The following is a 15,533-nucleotide window of genomic DNA, read 5'->3' as shown; positions in this document are numbered from 1 at the left end:
TGGAAGCCGACCGTGTCTACGTCCATTCTTCGCGACAGCACCACCTCGCTCTACGAACAGATCGCCCATCGTTTGCTGGAGGAGATTCAGCGCGGCGATTTCGAACCCTCCGGCAAACTGCCTTCAGAAGCCGAACTGGGCGAACGCTTTGGGGTCAGCCGCGTCACGGTGCGCCTGGCGGTGGGCAAGCTCAGCGACGACGGCGTGGTAGAGCGCAAGCAAGGCAAAGGCACGTTCGTCGCGGCGAAACAGGTTCGACATGGCCTGGATGCGTTGCGCAGTTTCCATGAAGCCTTGTTATTGCAAGGACTCAAACCGAGCATGCAGGTGATCAGCCACACGCTGCAGCCTGTTCCGGAAGCCTTGAAGGGATTGTTTGAAGCCGCGCACGATTGCCTGCTGTTGGAGCGCCTGCATTTCGTGGATGACGAACCCATCGCCCTGGGCCGCAGCCACCTGCCGGCCGAGTTGGCCAGTGTGGTCTGGGCCGACGTTGAGCATCAACCGATCTATTCGATCCTGGAATCGATCACCGGCCAGGCCGTCACCCGTGCCGACCTGGCCATTCGTGCGCAAGCCGCCGACGCAAGCCTGGCCAGCACCTTGCACGTCAAACGCGGCGCGGCGCTGCTGGTGATGGAGCGCACCTCGTACTTTGCCGACGGCCGCTGCTGCGACCGCACCACCTTCTTTATCCGTCCGGAACGCTACGCCTTTGTCCTCAGCGGCGTGTTCAAGTCCAGCCCGGCGAAATAGTCGATGTACAGCGCACACCTAGGGCTGGCGCGCCGTTTCCAGGCGTATCGGGGGGCTCATCGAGTGGCGAAGTACATCGTCACTTCAAAGCCAATGCGCATATCGGTATAGGCGGGTTTGGTCCACATGATCATGTCCTCTTATGGGGGGGCGGTAAGTCAGCTTATTAGAGGCCAGGCCAGAGCGCGGCACTTGACTGGACGTGACAAACCTTCTTGTCATTGCCTGCCAGGCAGGTAAGAGCATTAAGGCTTCAGGCTCTTGAGCTTGTTAAGCAGCTCGAGCAATTGCGCCAACGACTCTTCACCAAACTGCTCCTGAATCTTCAGGTAGTTGCTTTCCATCCCTGCGCTCATGTCGACGAAGCACTGCTGCCCCTGTTCAGTGAGGGCGATGAACACGCGGCGCTGATCTTCGGATGACTTCCTGCGCCGGACGATACCGTCCCGCTCCAGACGGCTCAGCACGCCGGTCAGACTGGGTTTGAGGATGCACGCCAGGTGCGCCAGTTGATGGCTCTCCAACTCGCCCTGCTGGCGCAGGATCCGAATGATTCGCCACTGCTGTTCGGTCAGGTCATGTTCATTGAGCAACGGCCGAAAGAACGCCATGGTCGCCTCGCGGGCCTGGAGCAAAGTCAGCGTAAGGGACGGTCTAGGGGTTGACATGGTTCCACGCACAGTTGAGGTCGAAGCGTCGAAGCTTAGAGTCGGCGCTACGCCCATGCAATAAGGCCGCCCCGAAAAAACGTTAACCTAGAAACATTTTTTTCAAAATATTGCAAAACCACCTACCGTGCACAACGATAACATGTTAACAATATGCCAGCCCTGAGCTGACAGGGGCCATACCCACAAAAACAACAAAAGGAACGTCCCTCATGCATTCGTACTTCTTACGCACGGCGGCAAGCGCTGGCCTGTGCGCCGCGTTTACCCCTCTGGTTGCCCACGCCGACTTTATCCAGGACAGCAAGGCCAACCTGGACCTGCGCAACTTCTATATGAACCGCGACTTTCGCCAGAGCAACGCGCCGCAGAACCAGGCGCAAGAATGGGCACAGGGCTTTGTGTTGCGCCTGGAGTCAGGCTACACCCAGGGCGTGGTCGGTTTTGGCGTGGATGCCTTGGGTGAGCTTGGGCTCAAACTCGACTCCAGCCGTGACCGTCGAGGTACCGGCCTGCTGCCGGCGGGTGCCAGCGGCGAGCCGGCCGACAGCTACAGCGAACTCGGCCTGACCGGCAAACTACGCGTCTCCAAAACCGTCCTGAAGCTCGGCACCCTGCAACCGTTGTTGCCGGTGGCCGCCTACAACGACACCCGCTTGCTACCGTCGACCTATAACGGTGAGCTGGTGACCTCCCAGGAGATCGACGGCCTGACCCTCAACGTCGGCCGCCTGGAGAAACAGAACCTGCGCGACTCCTCCAACAATGAATCGATGAGTTACGGCGGCGTCACCAGCAGCCACCTGGACCTGGCCGGTGGCACCTACGCCATCAACCCTCATCTGGCGGCGACCTACTACTACGCGCAAATGCAGGACATTTACCGGCAGAATTTTATCGGCCTGGTGCATGACCTGCCGCTGGCCGAAGGCGTGAGCCTGCGCAGCGACCTGCGTTATTTCGACACCCGTGAACAAGGCAGCGCACGGCTGCGCAGCCCTTCCAGGGTCGATGGCGGGCGAATCGACAACCGCTTTTTCAACGGCATGTTCAGCCTGTCGGTGGGGGCACACAAATTCGGCCTGGGCTATCAGAACCTGTCCGGTGACGGCGACTTTGCCTTCCCGGGCCAAGACCCCTATTCGGTCAACCTGGTGACCATCAACATCTTCACCAAGGCCAACACCGATGCCTGGCAGGCGCGATACGACTACAACTTCGCCGCCCTCGGCGTGCCTGGGCTGACCTTCATGACGCGCTATGTCGACGGCTCCCATGCGCAAACTGCCACCGTGCGCAATGGCCGCGAATGGGAGCGCGACACCGACCTGGTCTACACCGTACAAAGCGGGCCGTTGAAGAACGTCAACGTGCGGCTGCGCAATGCCACCCTGCGATCGAGCAATGGCTTGACCAGCGACATCGACGAAAGCCGCATCATCGTCGGCTACAGCGTGGCGCTGTGGTGATCCCAGGGCTGTGAAATGTGCAAGCCGTTCGCCGTAAAAGCCATTTTTCGGCGACAGCGCTGCAATGATCATGAGTGCAATGACGCCCTGGGAGAAGTCACGATGACGGCCTCACCGCAAACCCGATTGCCGCTGGCGATATTCCCCCGGCGTCATCTGCGCGTAACGCTGAAAGAACCGGCTGAAATAGGCTGGGTCCTTGAAGCCCAGTTGGTAGCAGATTTCGCTGGCGGAACTGCCCGTGAACAGCAGGAGCCGCTTGGCCTCCTGCATCACCCGCTCCAGGATCAAGCGCTTGGACGGCAAATCGGCGATCCGTCGACACACGTCATTGAGGCGTGCCTCCGTGACGCCGATACGGTCAGCGTAATGCGACAGCGGCCAATGTTGCAGGTAATGGTCCTCGATCAACTCGTTGAAGCGATGGAAGATCCGCAGGTCTTCATGACGCGCAGGCCGGGCTTGCAGCGAGTTGGCGCAAAGCCGCAGCAGGCTGATCATGATCAGGCGGGTCAAGCTGTCCAACGCCGCACTGCGCCCGGCGCCGGCCATGTTGATTTCATTGCTCAGTTCCTCGAACAGAAACTCCAGCCGCCTGACTTCAGGCGGGAACTGGGCCAGCGCAACGCAGGCCGCCGGCAATTGCGAACCGGGCACCAGCGTCGGGTCAGCATCGACCAGGCCCCAGACCAGTTGCTGGCGCACCGTCAGCACATGCCCGTCAGCGTCCGCTTCGGTGACAAAAGCGTGGGCCACCGTCGGCGGCGTCAGGAAAAACATCGGCCCCGACTCCAGGTATTGCTGGTCATCCAGGTAAACGCGCACCGCGCCGCTCTTGACGTAATGCACCTGGAAAAAACGGTCGTGCCGATGCACGGGCATGTTGCGGCCGAAAAACTCCGCCAGGTTGCCCAGCTTGTCGTAATGCACTTCGGCATCGCTGTAGCGCTGGTCGTACACCTGGCCGATGTTGATGTTGGGGATCGGCTTACGATCGATCATCGCGACGTTCTCTTTTTTATTGGGGGCTCAGCCGGCCTGAAACGCTCATCCTGCGCCGGATTTTAGCCCTGCACCACGCTCGGAAGAGTTTGCCACGCTTGACGATAGTTAACATCTTAATTATAACGTTAACAGGTTAACAATAATTCCAGGAGCCGGCCTTGATCCGCTCCGTCACTGCCAGGAGAAAAGCATGAGCCGTGCCCTGCACGATGTTGCGAACGGCACCCTGTTCGGCGTTGCGCTGAACTACCAGGGGTTGCTGAACCAACGTCTCGCCGAATTCGAACAAGCGCCTTACCAGAAGCCACCGGTCAAGCCGGTGCTGTTCATCAAGACGCCTAACACCCGTAATGGCCATGACGGCAGCGTTGTGTATCCCACCGGTGAACGCCTGCAGGCCGGCCCTGCGCTTGGCGTGGTGATCGGTAAAAGCGCCAGTCGCGTCAGCGTTGAGAACGCCATGGCGCACGTAGCCGGCTACACCATCGTCAATGAGTTCAGCCTGCCCGAAGACAGCTACTACCGCCCGGCCGTGAAGGCCAAATGTCGCGACGGCTTCTGTGCGCTCGGCCCGGAACTGGTCGGCCGCGACCAGATCGGCAATCCCAACCAATTGAGCCTGAAACTGTTCGTCAACGGCGAACTGCGCCAGCAAAACTCTACCGCCAATTGGGTGCGCGACATTCCCCAACTGATCGCCGAAATCAGCGAGTTCATGACCCTGCATGAAGGCGATGTGCTGATCACCGGCACGCCCGAAGGCCGCGTGGATGTGCAACCCGGCGACACGGTTGAAGTCGAGATCAGTGGCCTGGGCCGGCTGGTCAACCACATCAAGGCAGAGGAGCTGTCATGAAACATGCCCGTATTCGCTTTGAAGGCGTCACGCACCAGGTGCAGGTCGAAGCCCAAAACGCCGTGCGCCTGGCCGACGGTCGCCTGCTCGCCGAAGACCAGGTCGAGTGGCTGCCACCGGCCACCGGCAGCATGTTCGCCCTCGGCCTGAACTACGCCGACCACGCCGCCGAACTGGCCTTCAAGCCGCCGACCGAACCGCTGGCCTTCATCAAGTCCCCCGGCACCTACACCGGCCACAACCAGGTGACCTGGCGCCCGGACAACGTCGCCTACATGCACTACGAGTGCGAGCTGGTAGCGGTGATCGGCAAGCCGGCGCGCAACGTCAAGCGCGCAGACGCCCTGGACTACCTGGCCGGCTACACGGTGTGCAACGACTACGCGATCCGCGACTACCTGGAAAACTACTACCGCCCCAACCTGCGGGTGAAGAACCGCGATGCGACCACGCCGGTGGGCCCGTGGATCGTCGATGTCGCCGACGTGCCAGACCCCAGCAACCTGAAACTGCGCACCTGGATCAACGGCGAACTGCGTCAGGAAGGCAGCACGAAAGACATGATTTTCGACATCCCGTACTTGATCGAATACCTGTCCAGCTTCATGACCCTGCAACCCGGCGACATGATCGCCACCGGTACGCCCGAAGGCCTGGCCGATGTGGTGCCAGGGGACGAAGTGATCGTGGAAGTCGAAGGCGTGGGTCGCCTGGTTAATCGAATTGTCAGCGAGGCGGACTTTTTCGCCGCCCGTAAAGAGGCTTGAGCAATATGATCAAACACTGGATCAACGGCCGTGAGGTCGAAAGCAAAGACACCTTCATCAACTACAACCCGGCCACCGGCGAAGCCATCGGTGAAGTCGCCAGCGGCGGCGCCGAGGAAGTCGCGCAAGCGGTCGCGGCGGCCAAGGAAGCCTTTCCGAAGTGGGCAGGCACACCGGCCAAGGAACGTGCGCGCTTGATGCGCAAGCTTGGTGAACTGATCGAACAGAACGTGCCGCACCTGGCCGAGCTGGAAACCCTCGACACCGGCCTGCCGATCCATCAGACCAAGAATGTGTTGATTCCCCGGGCGTCCCACAACTTCGATTTCTTCGCCGAAGTCTGCACCCGCATGGACGGCCACAGTTACCCGGTGGACGACCAGATGCTCAACTACACCCTGTACCAGCCGGTGGGTGTCTGCGCGCTGGTATCGCCCTGGAATGTGCCGTTCATGACGGCCACCTGGAAGACCGCGCCATGCCTGGCACTGGGCAATACGGCGGTGCTGAAGATGTCCGAGCTGTCGCCGCTGACGGCCAATGAACTGGGGCGCCTGGCGCTCGAGGCTGGCATTCCCAAGGGGGTGCTGAACGTGATCCAGGGCTACGGCGCCACCGCCGGTGATGCGCTGGTGCGTCACCCGGACGTGCGGGCGATTTCGTTCACCGGCGGCACCGCCACCGGCAAGAAAATCATGCAGACCGCCGGCCTGAAAAAATACTCGATGGAACTGGGCGGCAAGTCGCCGGTGCTGATCTTCGAAGATGCCGACCTGGAGCGCGCCCTCGACGCCGCGCTGTTCACGATCTTCTCGCTCAACGGTGAACGCTGCACCGCCGGCAGCCGGATCTTCATTCAGGAGAGCGTGTATCCACAGTTCGTCGCCGAGTTTGCCGCACGCGCCAAGCGCCTGATCGTCGGCGACCCGCAAGACCCGAAAACCCAGGTCGGCTCGATGATCACCCAGGCCCACTACGACAAGGTCACCGGCTACATCAAGATTGGGATCGAGGAAGGCGCCACCCTCCTCGCCGGCGGCCTGGAGCGTCCGGCCAACCTGCCGGCGCACTTGAGCCGCGGGCAGTTCATCCAGCCGACAGTGTTTGCCGATGTGAACAACCAGATGCGCATCGCCCAGGAAGAGATCTTTGGCCCGGTGGTATGCCTGATCCCGTTCAAGGACGAAGCCGAAGCACTGCAACTGGCCAACGAGACCGAGTACGGCCTGGCGTCCTACATCTGGACCCAGGACATCGGCAAGGCGCATCGTCTGGCCTACGGCATCGAAGCCGGCATGGTGTTCATCAACAGCCAGAACGTGCGGGACTTGCGCCAGCCATTTGGTGGGGTAAAAGGTTCCGGCACCGGCCGTGAAGGCGGCCAGTACAGCTTCGAAGTGTTCGCCGAGATCAAGAACGTGTGCATTTCCATGGGCAGTCATCACATTCCACGCTGGGGTGTGTGACCCGGATACAACACCGCTTCCGGTAGGAGCGAGCTTGCTCGCGAAGAATCCGCAGGCGCCGCTGGCTAACAGAAGTGCTGCGTTATCGTTGACGTTATTCGCGAGCAAGCTCGCTCCTACAAAAGAATAAATATTCAGGAGAATCATCATGGGCGAAGTCGTCCTGGCCGCAAAGATCTGCCACGTCCCCTCGATGTACCTGTCGGAACTGCCCGGCAAGCACCACGGTTGCCGCGAAGCGGCCATCGCCGGGCACAAGGAAATCGGGCGCCGTGCCCGTGAACTGGGGGCCGACACGGCGGTGGTGTTTGACGTGCATTGGTTGGTCAACAGTGGTTACCACGTCAATTGCGGCGAGCACTTCAAGGGGACGTACACCAGCAACGAGCTGCCGCACTTCATCAAGAACATGGCATACGACTACCCCGGCTGCCCCGAGCTGGGCGAGTTGATCGCCGCCGAAGCCAACCTGGCGGGCGTGCGCACCATGGCCCACAACATCCCGAGTCTGGAACTCGAATACGGCACCCTGGTACCGATGCGCTACATGCACATGGACGTGCCGGACGCGCAGAAATTCGACGTCATCTCGATTGCCGCCTGGTGCGCCTGGCACCGCCTGGAAGACAGCTTCACGTTTGGCGCCGCGGTGCGCCGGGCCATCGAGAAGAGCGACCGCAAAGTCCTGGTGCTGGCCTCGGGTTCCCTCTCCCACCGCTTCTCGGACGACCGCGAAGCCGAAGCCAATATCCACAATTGGACCCGTGAATTCGACAAGCAGATGGACCTGCACGTCGTAGAGATGTGGAAGCAAGGCCGCTTCAAGGAGTTCTGCGCGATGCTCCCGGACTACGCCGAACACTGTTTCGGCGAAGGCAAGATGCACGATACCGCGATGCTCCTGGGCCTGCTGGGCGGGCCGGACTACCACCAGCCGGCAGAGATCATCACCCAGCCGTTCGGCAGTTCCGGCACCGGCCAGATCAATGCCATTTTCCCCCTCTGAACCGGGAGCCGCACATGCCGCACTTCATTGCTGAATACACGGACAACATCGAGCAGCACGCCGACCTGCCCGCCCTGTTCCAGAAGGTCCACACCGTGCTGGGCGACAGCGGCGTATTTCCCCTCGGCGGCATCCGCAGCCGTGGCGTGCGCCTGGACACCTGGCGCATGGCCGACGGCAAGCACGACTACGCCTTCGTCCACATGACCCTCAAGGTCGGCCACGGACGCGACCTGGCGACACGCAAGGCGGTCGCCGAAAGCCTGTTCGAGGTGATCACCCAGCACTTCGCCGAGCTGCAATCACAACGCTTGCTGGCGTTGTCGTTCGAGATGATCGAGCTGCACCCCGAGCTCAACTTCAAGCAAAACAACGTGCATGCCTTCTTGAAAAACCAGGCGAGCTGAACAGCGCTCGCCTTCCGCCAACGGCCACTCAAAAAAAAGTACAACATCATGAGCACAGCCAATACCGCCGACAGCACCACCCTGCTCGAACACCAGCGCACCCACAGCGTCGTCACCTGGCGCCTGATGCCGTTGTTGCTGATCTGTTATCTGTTTGCCCATTTGGACCGGATCAACATCGGCTTCGCCAAGATGCAGATGAGTGCCGACCTGCATTTCAGCGACACCGTGTACGGCCTCGGGGCCGGACTGTTCTTCATCGCTTACGCGCTGTTTGGCGTGCCCAGCAACATCGCCCTCGACCGGGTCGGGCCACGGCGCTGGATCGCCTGCCTGATGGTGGTCTGGGGGGTGCTCTCCACCAGCATGCTGTGGATCGAAAGCTCCACCGGTTTCTACGTGCTGCGCTTTTTGCTGGGGGTGGCCGAAGCGGGCTTCTTCCCAGGGATTCTGGTGTTTCTCAACCGTTGGTACCCGGCGCGTCGTCGGGCGCAAGTCACCGCGCTGTTTGCGATTGCGGTGCCCATGGCCGGTGTCATCGGCGGGCCATTGTCGGGGGCGATCCTGGAGCACTTCCATGACTTCGGCGGCTTGCGCGGCTGGCAGTGGATGTTCCTGATCGAAGGCGCCCCCGTGATCCTCCTCGGCCTGGTGGTGCTCAAGTGCCTGCCGGACACCTTCGAGACGGTGACGTGGCTCAATCCGCTGCAAAAGCAGCAACTGCGCACGCAACTGAGCAGTGAGGAGCAGCGTAAGTCGATCACCTCGTTTGGCGGCATTCTGCGCGACCCGCAGGTCTGGTTGCTGGTGGCGATCTATTTCGCCGTGATGCTCGCAGTCAACACCCTCGCGTTCTGGATGCCGACCCTGATCCACGGCGCCGGTATCGGCCGCGACAGCCAGGTCGGCCTGCTCAGTGCGGTGCCCTACCTGGCCGGGTGTTTCTTCATGATCGGGTGCGGACGCTCATCCGACCGCAACCGTGAACGGCGCTGGCACCTGTGCGTGCCCCTGCTGATGTCGGCGATCGGTATCGCCGTGGCCGGGCTGTCGCCGACCAATCCGACCTGGGTACTGAGCGGCCTGGTGATCGCCGGCATGGGGGCCAGCGCCGCCCTGCCGATGTTCTGGCAGTTGCCGCCGGCCTTCCTGTCCAACAGCACCCAGGCGGCGGGGATTGCCCTGATCAGTTCGTTTGGCAGCATCGCCTCGTTCCTCGCGCCCTACCTGATCGGCTGGATGCGGGACACCACCCAGAGCGCCAGCCTGGCCTTGTATGTGCTGGCCCTGTTTATCGCCCTGGGCGGTTTTTTGGTCCTGCGCACCGACGCGGCCATCGTCAATCCACAGTAAGAGAACTTCGTCATGCTCGATCAACAGCAGATTCTGCAAGCCGCCGCACAACTGGACCGGGCCGAGCGCTCCAGGGAACAGGTGCGGCAATTTTCGCTGGATTACCCGGCGATCACGATTGACGACGCCTACGCGATACAACGCGCCTGGGTCGCGCAGAAGATCAAGGACGGACGCAAGCTGGTCGGGCACAAGATCGGCTTGACCTCTCGCGCGATGCAAGTGTCGTCGAACATCACCGAGCCGGATTACGGTGCCCTGCTCGACGACATGTTCTTCGACGAAGGCACCGACATTCCCTTCGAACGCTTTATCGTGCCGCGCGTCGAGGTGGAGCTGGCGTTCATTCTCGGCAAGCCGCTCAAGGGCCCGAACTGCACGATTTTCGATGTGCTCGACGCCACCGAATGGGTCATCCCGGCGCTGGAAATCATCGATGCGCGCATCCAGCAGGTCGACCCGCAGACCCAGGCCACGCGCAAGGTGTTCGACACCATTTCCGACAACGCCGCCAATGCCGGTGTGGTCATGGGGGGCCGCGCCGTGCGCCCGACCGAGATCGACCTGCGCAAGGTGCCTGCGGTGCTGTACCGCAACGGCGTGATCGAAGAATCCGGCGTATCCGCCGCCGTACTCAACCACCCGGCCAAGGGGGTGGCCTGGCTGGCGAACAAGCTGGCGCCCTATGACGTGACCTTGCAGCCTGGGCAGATCATCCTCGGCGGCTCATTTACCCGTCCGGTGGCGGCCACCCCCGGCGACACCTTCCATGTCGACTACGACATGCTGGGCTCGATTGCCTGCCGATTTGTCTGACCCTGGAGGACCGTTCATGGAGATGCCCATCAACCGCTTCAAGCAGCGCCTGTGCAGCGGCGAAACCCAGATCGGCCTGTGGCTCGGCCTGGCCGATGCCTATTGCGCGGAGCTGGCAGCCAATGCCGGGTTTGACTGGCTGCTGATCGACGGCGAACACGCCCCCAATGACCTGCGTGGCATGCTCGGCCAGTTGCAAGCCATTGCGCCTTACGCCAGCCAAGCGATCATTCGCCCGGTGGTCGGCAATAGCGCACTGATCAAGCAACTGCTGGATATCGGCGCGCAAACGCTGCTGGTGCCGATGGTCGAAAGCGCCGACCAGGCACGGGAGCTGGTACGCGCGATGCACTATCCGCCCCAGGGCATTCGTGGGGTGGGCAGCGCCCTCGCCCGGGCGTCGCGCTGGAACAGCATTCCCGGCTACCTGGACCAGGCCGACGCACAGATGTGCCTGCTGGTACAAATCGAGAACCTCGAAGGCCTGGCCAACTTGGACGCGATTGCGCAGGTCGACGGCGTCGACGGGGTGTTCATTGGCCCGGCGGATTTGAGTGCGTCGATGGGTTACCGCGGCAACCCAGGGCATCCCGCCGTGCAGGCGGCGATCGAAGACGCCATCGCGCGAGTTCGCCAGGCGGGCAAGGCCGCGGGTATTCTCAGTGCGGACCCGACCCTGGCCAGGCGCTATATCGAACTGGGCGCTGCGTTCGTGGCGGTGGGGGTCGACACCACCGTGCTGATGCGCGGCCTGCAAAGCCTGGCAGCCACGTTCAAGGATGGCGTGGCGCCGCTCAAGGCCGGCGGTGTGTACTGACCCCGCGTCGTCGTTTCAACACGCCCACCCGGACGCAACAGGTGGGCTGACACTCAACGCTTGATGGTCTTCAACTCATCGAGCAACCCCAGCAGCGTTTGCAATTTCTCTTCGCCGAACTGCGCTTGCAGGCGCTGGTAGTTCTCCTCCATGCACTGGCTCATGGAGTCGAAGCTGGCCCAGCCTTTGTCTGCCAGGGTCACCAGCACCCGCCGCTGGTCCTGCTCGGCCTTGCGGCGATGAACCAGGCCGGCGGCCTCCATGCGTACCAACACACCGGTCATGCTCGGCTTGAGAATGCAGGCCAACTCGGCCAATTGGTAGATTTCCAGTTCCTCGTGCTGGCTGAGAATGCGGATAACCCGCCATTGTTGCTCGGTCAGGCCGTGCTCATTGAGCGAGGGGCGGAAAAAACTCATGGCCGCTTCGCGGGCCTGCAACAGGGTCAATGTCAGGGATTGTCGAGGTTTGAGCATGGGTCTGGGCATCAGGCTTCAGTTAGTTAATGTTTTAACGAAACTCTACCACTGTCCTCTTCGCCACGCGCGATAACTTGTTTCACTGCCCCCGCCACTGGCGCGCCGGGCCAACCCGTAATGCCAAACTAGCAAACAGTAGTGGCGAGCGGGCTTGCCCCGCGTTGGGCTGCGAAGCAGCCCCAGAACCAGCCGCTGAGGAGTGCCTGATACTCCGCGTTCCGATTGAGTGGGGCTGCTGCGCAGCCCAACGCGGGGCAAGCCCGCTCGCCACAACAAGCCCCTCACCACAACAAGCCCGCTCGCCACAGCTATCGTGTTCTTCCTTAACTGACTGGCATCACCAGGACGCAGGCTCGACGACCACTGCTTCCCTGCCCGTTGCGCACTCACACCACCTCGGCCATCTGCTGCAAATGGCTGGAGCGAAAATCCTTGGGCGACACCTCGAACTGCTTCTTGAACGAGCGGCTGAAGTGGGCTGAATCGGTGAAACCCCACTTGTAGGCAATCGAGGTGATCGACTCGCCACGCAGGAACGGATTGGCCAGGTCATCGGCACTGCGCTTGAGCCGTGCCCGCTGGATGTAGCGGCACACACTGTCGTCCTCGGCTTCGAACAGTCGGTACAAATGCCGCACCGAGATATTCAGGCGATTGGCCAGGCCCACCGGGCTCAACCCCGGCTGGTTGAGCGACTCATCAATGACCTTCTGCACGTAGCTGCGCAGGTTCACACCCTGTAACGCGCCGCAGTCGTCACTCGCCTCCTCCTGCTGCGCAAAGGCCGAACCCAGCAGCGCGACCAACGCCGACTGCAATGCCAGGCCCTCTGCCTCTGCCGCCTCGCCTTCCAGGGCGTCCGTACACAGTTGGTCCATCAGCACATGCAGCATGCGCCCGCAGGCTTTGCTCGATGAGATCTTGCCGAAGGTGCGCGGCCGCGCGCCAAGTTGCTTGCACACTTCATGACGGGACAGGCACAGGGAGGCGTGCTCGATCAGCCCGAACGGGGTGATCTCGATGGAGCCCACCGAGTCCATCAACAACAATTCGCCTGGGCCCAGGCGAATGACCTGGCCGTCCTGGGCAATCTGGCTATAGCCGCTGCGTTGGCTGACCAGAAAACATTGCTGGTCGTCATCGTGGTCAGCGCAGACCTTGGGGCGCTTGATCAGGCCCGCGTTGGTGCGCAAGTGAGCCAGGGGCAGCCCGCCACGGTAACCGGACGAGATACTGCCGATAAACAGCGAGCGATTGAAGGCCAGTTCGGTATTGAAGTGACCGCAGATCGCGCGCAGATCGCGGGTCCAGGTGTCGAGCCCCTCTTGTCCAGCCGACTGCATGATCATGGTTATGTCCACCTTGGTTTTTGTTGTTGTTGTCGCGCAATAGTTAACATGTTATCTAAGTGCGCGCAACACATCCGTCTTAACCAAAGCGATTGCACTAATGGTGCCAAAACCAGCGATCAGAGCGTGGCCAGCACGCGTTGGAAATGCAGCAAGGCCGCGACTAACCCATTGCGCTGATCGGCGCTCAGCGGGATGTAGCGACGAAACGCGGGCATGCGGTTGACCACCTCGCTGCCGCCCATATGCTCCAGGCGTACGCACCACTGGCCGGCCCGCAACTCGATGCGCAGGCGCTTGAAATCCAGAGGCATCAACGCCCGCAGCAAGTCCCCGTCAGGCTGCATCAGCGCCAGCAGCGCCGGATCGCCGCTGCGTTGCCGACAACGAATACCGGTACGCCGGACGGCCCCGGTGTGGTGCAGCTCAAAACTCGCGGTGCCCTCTCGCGAAGCAGGCACGCGCAGCAGGAACTCGGTCATCACCAGGTGCATCAGCAACTGGGACTCGGTGCGTTCGACAATCTCCACGTGCAACTGGCCATCCTGCAACACGGCCTCGGCCGTGGCCGACGCGGTGTGCTGGAAATGCGCCAGGCCGAGGTTACGGCGCAGGTGCTCCAGGGTCACCCCAGGGCGATACCCCGCCGGGGTATGCCGGGCGCTGAACCGCTCAAACAGTTTTTGCAGCATGGCGCTGATACTCGGCATGAGGCTGGGTCGGTTCGTGGGCGAACTCGTTGGTCAACACTTCTTCCACCGAGGCCGGTTTGAACGGATTGACCTTCTGCACCACCAGGGTCCAGAACAAGGCATACGCCGCGGTGCCGGCCAGCATTACGCCAAACGGAATGTAGATGTCCGCCGGGTTCATCCCCGGTGGCGTGATAAACCACATGCCCAGCAGGATGCCGAGGCTGGACAGGATCTGCGGCAACGGAAACCACGGCGAACGATAGGCGCGCGGCAGATCCGGGCGGCGGATACGCAGGCTCACCACCGAGATCGTCACCAACAGGTAGGCAAAGCTCCAGGCACACACGGCGGCCAGCACCAGGTGCATGATGTTGTCGGTGTTGCCGCCCAGGTACAGCGCGTGCAGGCAAGGAATCAGCATCGCCACCAGGATGCACAACAGCGGGGTCTTGAAGCGTGGGTGCAGGTAGGTGAAGACCTTGGGCAACGCGCCATCCACCGCCATGCCGTAGAGAATGCGCGGGACCCCGGCCATCAAGGTGTTGATGGTCGCGGCCCCGGCAAACAGAAAGCCGATCCCCAGCCACATCGGGCCGATGCTGCCCATCACCTGCTCCGCGAATTTCGGGATCGCCATCGGTGTATCCAACAGGTGCACGCCCGTGGTGGCGTCGAGCAGCACGTTCTCCACCTGGCGCTTCATTGCCGCGCCATAAATGAACATGCAACTGGCGACGCCGAGCAGCCCCAGCATCATCGCCTTGGGCATGACCCTGGCCGAATTGCGCAGGTCCGGCGCCAACGGCGTGACGAACTCGCAGCCGACGAACATGAACATGGCCATGCCCACCAACGACAGGATGGTGGTCATGTCGGTGCCCACCTGCGATACGCCGAACCAGCCCTCCAGTGGCACCACCGGCGCCGCGATCAGCCCCAGCACACCAAACACCATCAAGGTGGTCCACATGCCGAAGGTGAGGATGATCTCGGCCTTGCCAAACACACTCACGCCAAAGGCATTGAGAATACCGAACACCAGCACGAACCCCACCCCGAGCAACCACGAACCGCCGGCCGACTCCGCCAGGGTATTGAGGTGTTCGAAGTTCACCAGCGCCATGACCCCGGAAAGGATGGTTTCCGCTGTGCCGGCAAACACATGCACGATCAGGTAGGCCGACAAGGTGCCGGTGATGGCGAAGAACCGGCCCATGCCGCAATTGATGTAGTCGTAGACCGAACCGGTGGTCGGCAGGATCGACGCCGCTTCAGCGAAGGTCGTCGCCTGGGCCAGCATCATGACCACCGCAATCAGCATGGCCACCGCAAAAGCGCTGCCGCCGATACCAAACCCCATGGTGGCGGTGAGAATCACCGGGCTGGCCATGATCAGGCCGATGGTACTGGCGAGCGCCGTGGGAAAGCCCACCGTGCCCTGTTTCAAATGCTGTGTGAGCCGGTCATTGATCGACATGGTGCGGATCCTCGAAAGCGGATTTCTTGGTGGATGTATCGAACCGTTCAAGGCGCCGGCGATGAAGCCTTCCCCAGCCAGTCCCTGATCGAAACGGGATCGAGTACACCATCACTGTGCGCCCCTCCCATCCTGGTCGTCTTGCCC

17 protein-coding genes are annotated in these 15,533 nt (G+C 61.7%); 10 read left to right on the top strand and 7 right to left on the bottom strand.

Going from position 1 to position 15,533, the window contains the following annotated elements:
• The first annotated feature begins 12 nt into the window (after nt 1-12).
• Nucleotides 13-756: a GntR family transcriptional regulator gene (locus QU606_RS18295; protein WP_102624524.1), complete on the top strand. Its 744-nt coding sequence runs from the start codon at nt 13-15 to the stop codon at nt 754-756.
• Between the two features lie 56 nt (nt 757-812).
• Here the strand turns inward: QU606_RS18295 and pqqA are convergent, their stop codons facing one another.
• Nucleotides 813-884 (bottom strand): pyrroloquinoline quinone precursor peptide PqqA, encoded by a 72-nt coding sequence (gene pqqA, locus QU606_RS18290; protein ID WP_081329280.1) that lies wholly within the window; start codon nt 882-884, stop codon nt 813-815.
• 117 nt (nt 885-1,001) lie between these two features.
• Complete coding sequence (hpaR, locus tag QU606_RS18285; RefSeq protein ID WP_304997289.1) at nt 1,002-1,424, bottom strand: homoprotocatechuate degradation operon regulator HpaR; 423 nt, start codon at nt 1,422-1,424, stop codon at nt 1,002-1,004.
• Between the two features lie 212 nt (nt 1,425-1,636).
• Here hpaR (QU606_RS18285) and QU606_RS18280 point away from each other — a divergent pair, with 212 nt between their 5' ends.
• The gene (locus tag QU606_RS18280) at nt 1,637-2,893 is read left to right on the top strand and encodes an OprD family porin (protein WP_304997288.1); all 1,257 of its coding nucleotides are present in this window, start codon (nt 1,637-1,639) and stop codon (nt 2,891-2,893) included.
• Nucleotides 2,894-3,004: 111 nt separating this feature from the next.
• On the opposite strand, the gene hpaA is transcribed toward QU606_RS18280, so the two are convergent.
• Complete coding sequence (gene hpaA, locus QU606_RS18275) at nt 3,005-3,895, bottom strand: 4-hydroxyphenylacetate catabolism regulatory protein HpaA (protein WP_024075630.1); 891 nt, start codon at nt 3,893-3,895, stop codon at nt 3,005-3,007.
• Nucleotides 3,896-4,088: 193 nt separating this feature from the next.
• Here hpaA and QU606_RS18270 point away from each other — a divergent pair, with 193 nt between their 5' ends.
• The 8 genes from QU606_RS18270 (at nt 4,089) to hpaI (ending at nt 11,386) form a co-directional block, all read left to right on the top strand.
• Entirely contained in the window at nt 4,089-4,754 is a 666-nt protein-coding gene (locus QU606_RS18270) for a fumarylacetoacetate hydrolase family protein (RefSeq protein WP_069075941.1), read from the top strand.
• The gene (locus QU606_RS18265) at nt 4,751-5,521 is read left to right on the top strand and encodes a fumarylacetoacetate hydrolase family protein (RefSeq protein WP_304997287.1); all 771 of its coding nucleotides are present in this window, start codon (nt 4,751-4,753) and stop codon (nt 5,519-5,521) included. Before QU606_RS18270 ends, QU606_RS18265 begins: the two co-directional genes overlap by 4 nt.
• A 5-nt stretch (nt 5,522-5,526) precedes the next feature.
• Nucleotides 5,527-6,987: a 5-carboxymethyl-2-hydroxymuconate semialdehyde dehydrogenase gene (hpaE, locus tag QU606_RS18260; RefSeq protein WP_150056289.1), complete on the top strand. Its 1,461-nt coding sequence runs from the start codon at nt 5,527-5,529 to the stop codon at nt 6,985-6,987.
• Between the two features lie 148 nt (nt 6,988-7,135).
• Nucleotides 7,136-7,993: a 3,4-dihydroxyphenylacetate 2,3-dioxygenase gene (gene hpaD, locus QU606_RS18255; RefSeq protein WP_024075634.1), complete on the top strand. Its 858-nt coding sequence runs from the start codon at nt 7,136-7,138 to the stop codon at nt 7,991-7,993.
• 14 nt (nt 7,994-8,007) lie between these two features.
• The gene (locus QU606_RS18250; RefSeq protein WP_024075635.1) at nt 8,008-8,400 is read left to right on the top strand and encodes a 5-carboxymethyl-2-hydroxymuconate Delta-isomerase; all 393 of its coding nucleotides are present in this window, start codon (nt 8,008-8,010) and stop codon (nt 8,398-8,400) included.
• Nucleotides 8,401-8,448: 48 nt separating this feature from the next.
• Nucleotides 8,449-9,753, top strand: coding sequence for an MFS transporter (locus QU606_RS18245; protein WP_024075636.1), 1,305 nt, complete (start codon nt 8,449-8,451; stop codon nt 9,751-9,753).
• Nucleotides 9,754-9,765: 12 nt separating this feature from the next.
• The gene (gene hpaH, locus QU606_RS18240) at nt 9,766-10,569 is read left to right on the top strand and encodes a 2-oxo-hept-4-ene-1,7-dioate hydratase (protein ID WP_304997286.1); all 804 of its coding nucleotides are present in this window, start codon (nt 9,766-9,768) and stop codon (nt 10,567-10,569) included.
• 16 nt (nt 10,570-10,585) lie between these two features.
• A complete protein-coding gene (gene hpaI, locus QU606_RS18235) occupies nt 10,586-11,386 on the top strand; it encodes a 4-hydroxy-2-oxoheptanedioate aldolase (RefSeq protein ID WP_304997285.1) in 801 nt (266 codons plus the stop codon).
• Between the two features lie 53 nt (nt 11,387-11,439).
• Here hpaI and hpaR (QU606_RS18230) read toward each other — a convergent pair whose 3' ends face one another.
• The 4 genes from hpaR (QU606_RS18230) to QU606_RS18215 form a co-directional block, all read right to left on the bottom strand.
• The gene (gene hpaR / locus QU606_RS18230; RefSeq protein WP_024075639.1) at nt 11,440-11,862 is read right to left on the bottom strand and encodes a homoprotocatechuate degradation operon regulator HpaR; all 423 of its coding nucleotides are present in this window, start codon (nt 11,860-11,862) and stop codon (nt 11,440-11,442) included.
• Nucleotides 11,863-12,251: 389 nt separating this feature from the next.
• A complete protein-coding gene (gene feaR, locus QU606_RS18225) occupies nt 12,252-13,214 on the bottom strand; it encodes a transcriptional regulator FeaR (RefSeq protein WP_024075640.1) in 963 nt (320 codons plus the stop codon).
• A 119-nt stretch (nt 13,215-13,333) separates the two neighbouring features.
• Nucleotides 13,334-13,906 (bottom strand): DUF3156 family protein, encoded by a 573-nt coding sequence (locus QU606_RS18220; RefSeq protein WP_304998633.1) that lies wholly within the window; start codon nt 13,904-13,906, stop codon nt 13,334-13,336.
• Entirely contained in the window at nt 13,887-15,386 is a 1,500-nt protein-coding gene (locus QU606_RS18215) for an APC family permease (RefSeq protein WP_102625746.1), read from the bottom strand. Before QU606_RS18215 ends, QU606_RS18220 begins: the two co-directional genes overlap by 20 nt.
• Nucleotides 15,387-15,533: the final 147 nt, after the last annotated feature.

Origin of the sequence: Pseudomonas sp. OVF7 (assembly GCF_030644265.1) — a bacterium.
Lineage (GTDB): Bacteria > Pseudomonadota > Gammaproteobacteria > Pseudomonadales > Pseudomonadaceae > Aquipseudomonas > Aquipseudomonas gorinensis.
This window is presented reverse-complemented; position numbering and strand designations above follow the sequence as displayed.

Coding starts and splice junctions, on each gene's coding strand:
- hpaR (WP_304997289.1), bottom strand. CDS start 1,424: ATGTCAACCCCTAGACCGTCCCTTACGCTGACTTTGCTCCAGGCCCGC.
- QU606_RS18280 (WP_304997288.1), top strand. CDS start 1,637: ATGCATTCGTACTTCTTACGCACGGCGGCAAGCGCTGGCCTGTGCGCC.
- hpaA (WP_024075630.1), bottom strand. CDS start 3,895: ATGATCGATCGTAAGCCGATCCCCAACATCAACATCGGCCAGGTGTAC.
- QU606_RS18270 (WP_069075941.1), top strand. CDS start 4,089: ATGAGCCGTGCCCTGCACGATGTTGCGAACGGCACCCTGTTCGGCGTT.
- QU606_RS18265 (WP_304997287.1), top strand. CDS start 4,751: ATGAAACATGCCCGTATTCGCTTTGAAGGCGTCACGCACCAGGTGCAG.
- hpaE (WP_150056289.1), top strand. CDS start 5,527: ATGATCAAACACTGGATCAACGGCCGTGAGGTCGAAAGCAAAGACACC.
- hpaD (WP_024075634.1), top strand. CDS start 7,136: ATGGGCGAAGTCGTCCTGGCCGCAAAGATCTGCCACGTCCCCTCGATG.
- QU606_RS18250 (WP_024075635.1), top strand. CDS start 8,008: ATGCCGCACTTCATTGCTGAATACACGGACAACATCGAGCAGCACGCC.
- QU606_RS18245 (WP_024075636.1), top strand. CDS start 8,449: ATGAGCACAGCCAATACCGCCGACAGCACCACCCTGCTCGAACACCAG.
- hpaH (WP_304997286.1), top strand. CDS start 9,766: ATGCTCGATCAACAGCAGATTCTGCAAGCCGCCGCACAACTGGACCGG.
- hpaI (WP_304997285.1), top strand. CDS start 10,586: ATGGAGATGCCCATCAACCGCTTCAAGCAGCGCCTGTGCAGCGGCGAA.
- hpaR (WP_024075639.1), bottom strand. CDS start 11,862: ATGCTCAAACCTCGACAATCCCTGACATTGACCCTGTTGCAGGCCCGC.
- feaR (WP_024075640.1), bottom strand. CDS start 13,214: ATGATCATGCAGTCGGCTGGACAAGAGGGGCTCGACACCTGGACCCGC.
- QU606_RS18220 (WP_304998633.1), bottom strand. CDS start 13,906: ATGCTGCAAAAACTGTTTGAGCGGTTCAGCGCCCGGCATACCCCGGCG.
- QU606_RS18215 (WP_102625746.1), bottom strand. CDS start 15,386: ATGTCGATCAATGACCGGCTCACACAGCATTTGAAACAGGGCACGGTG.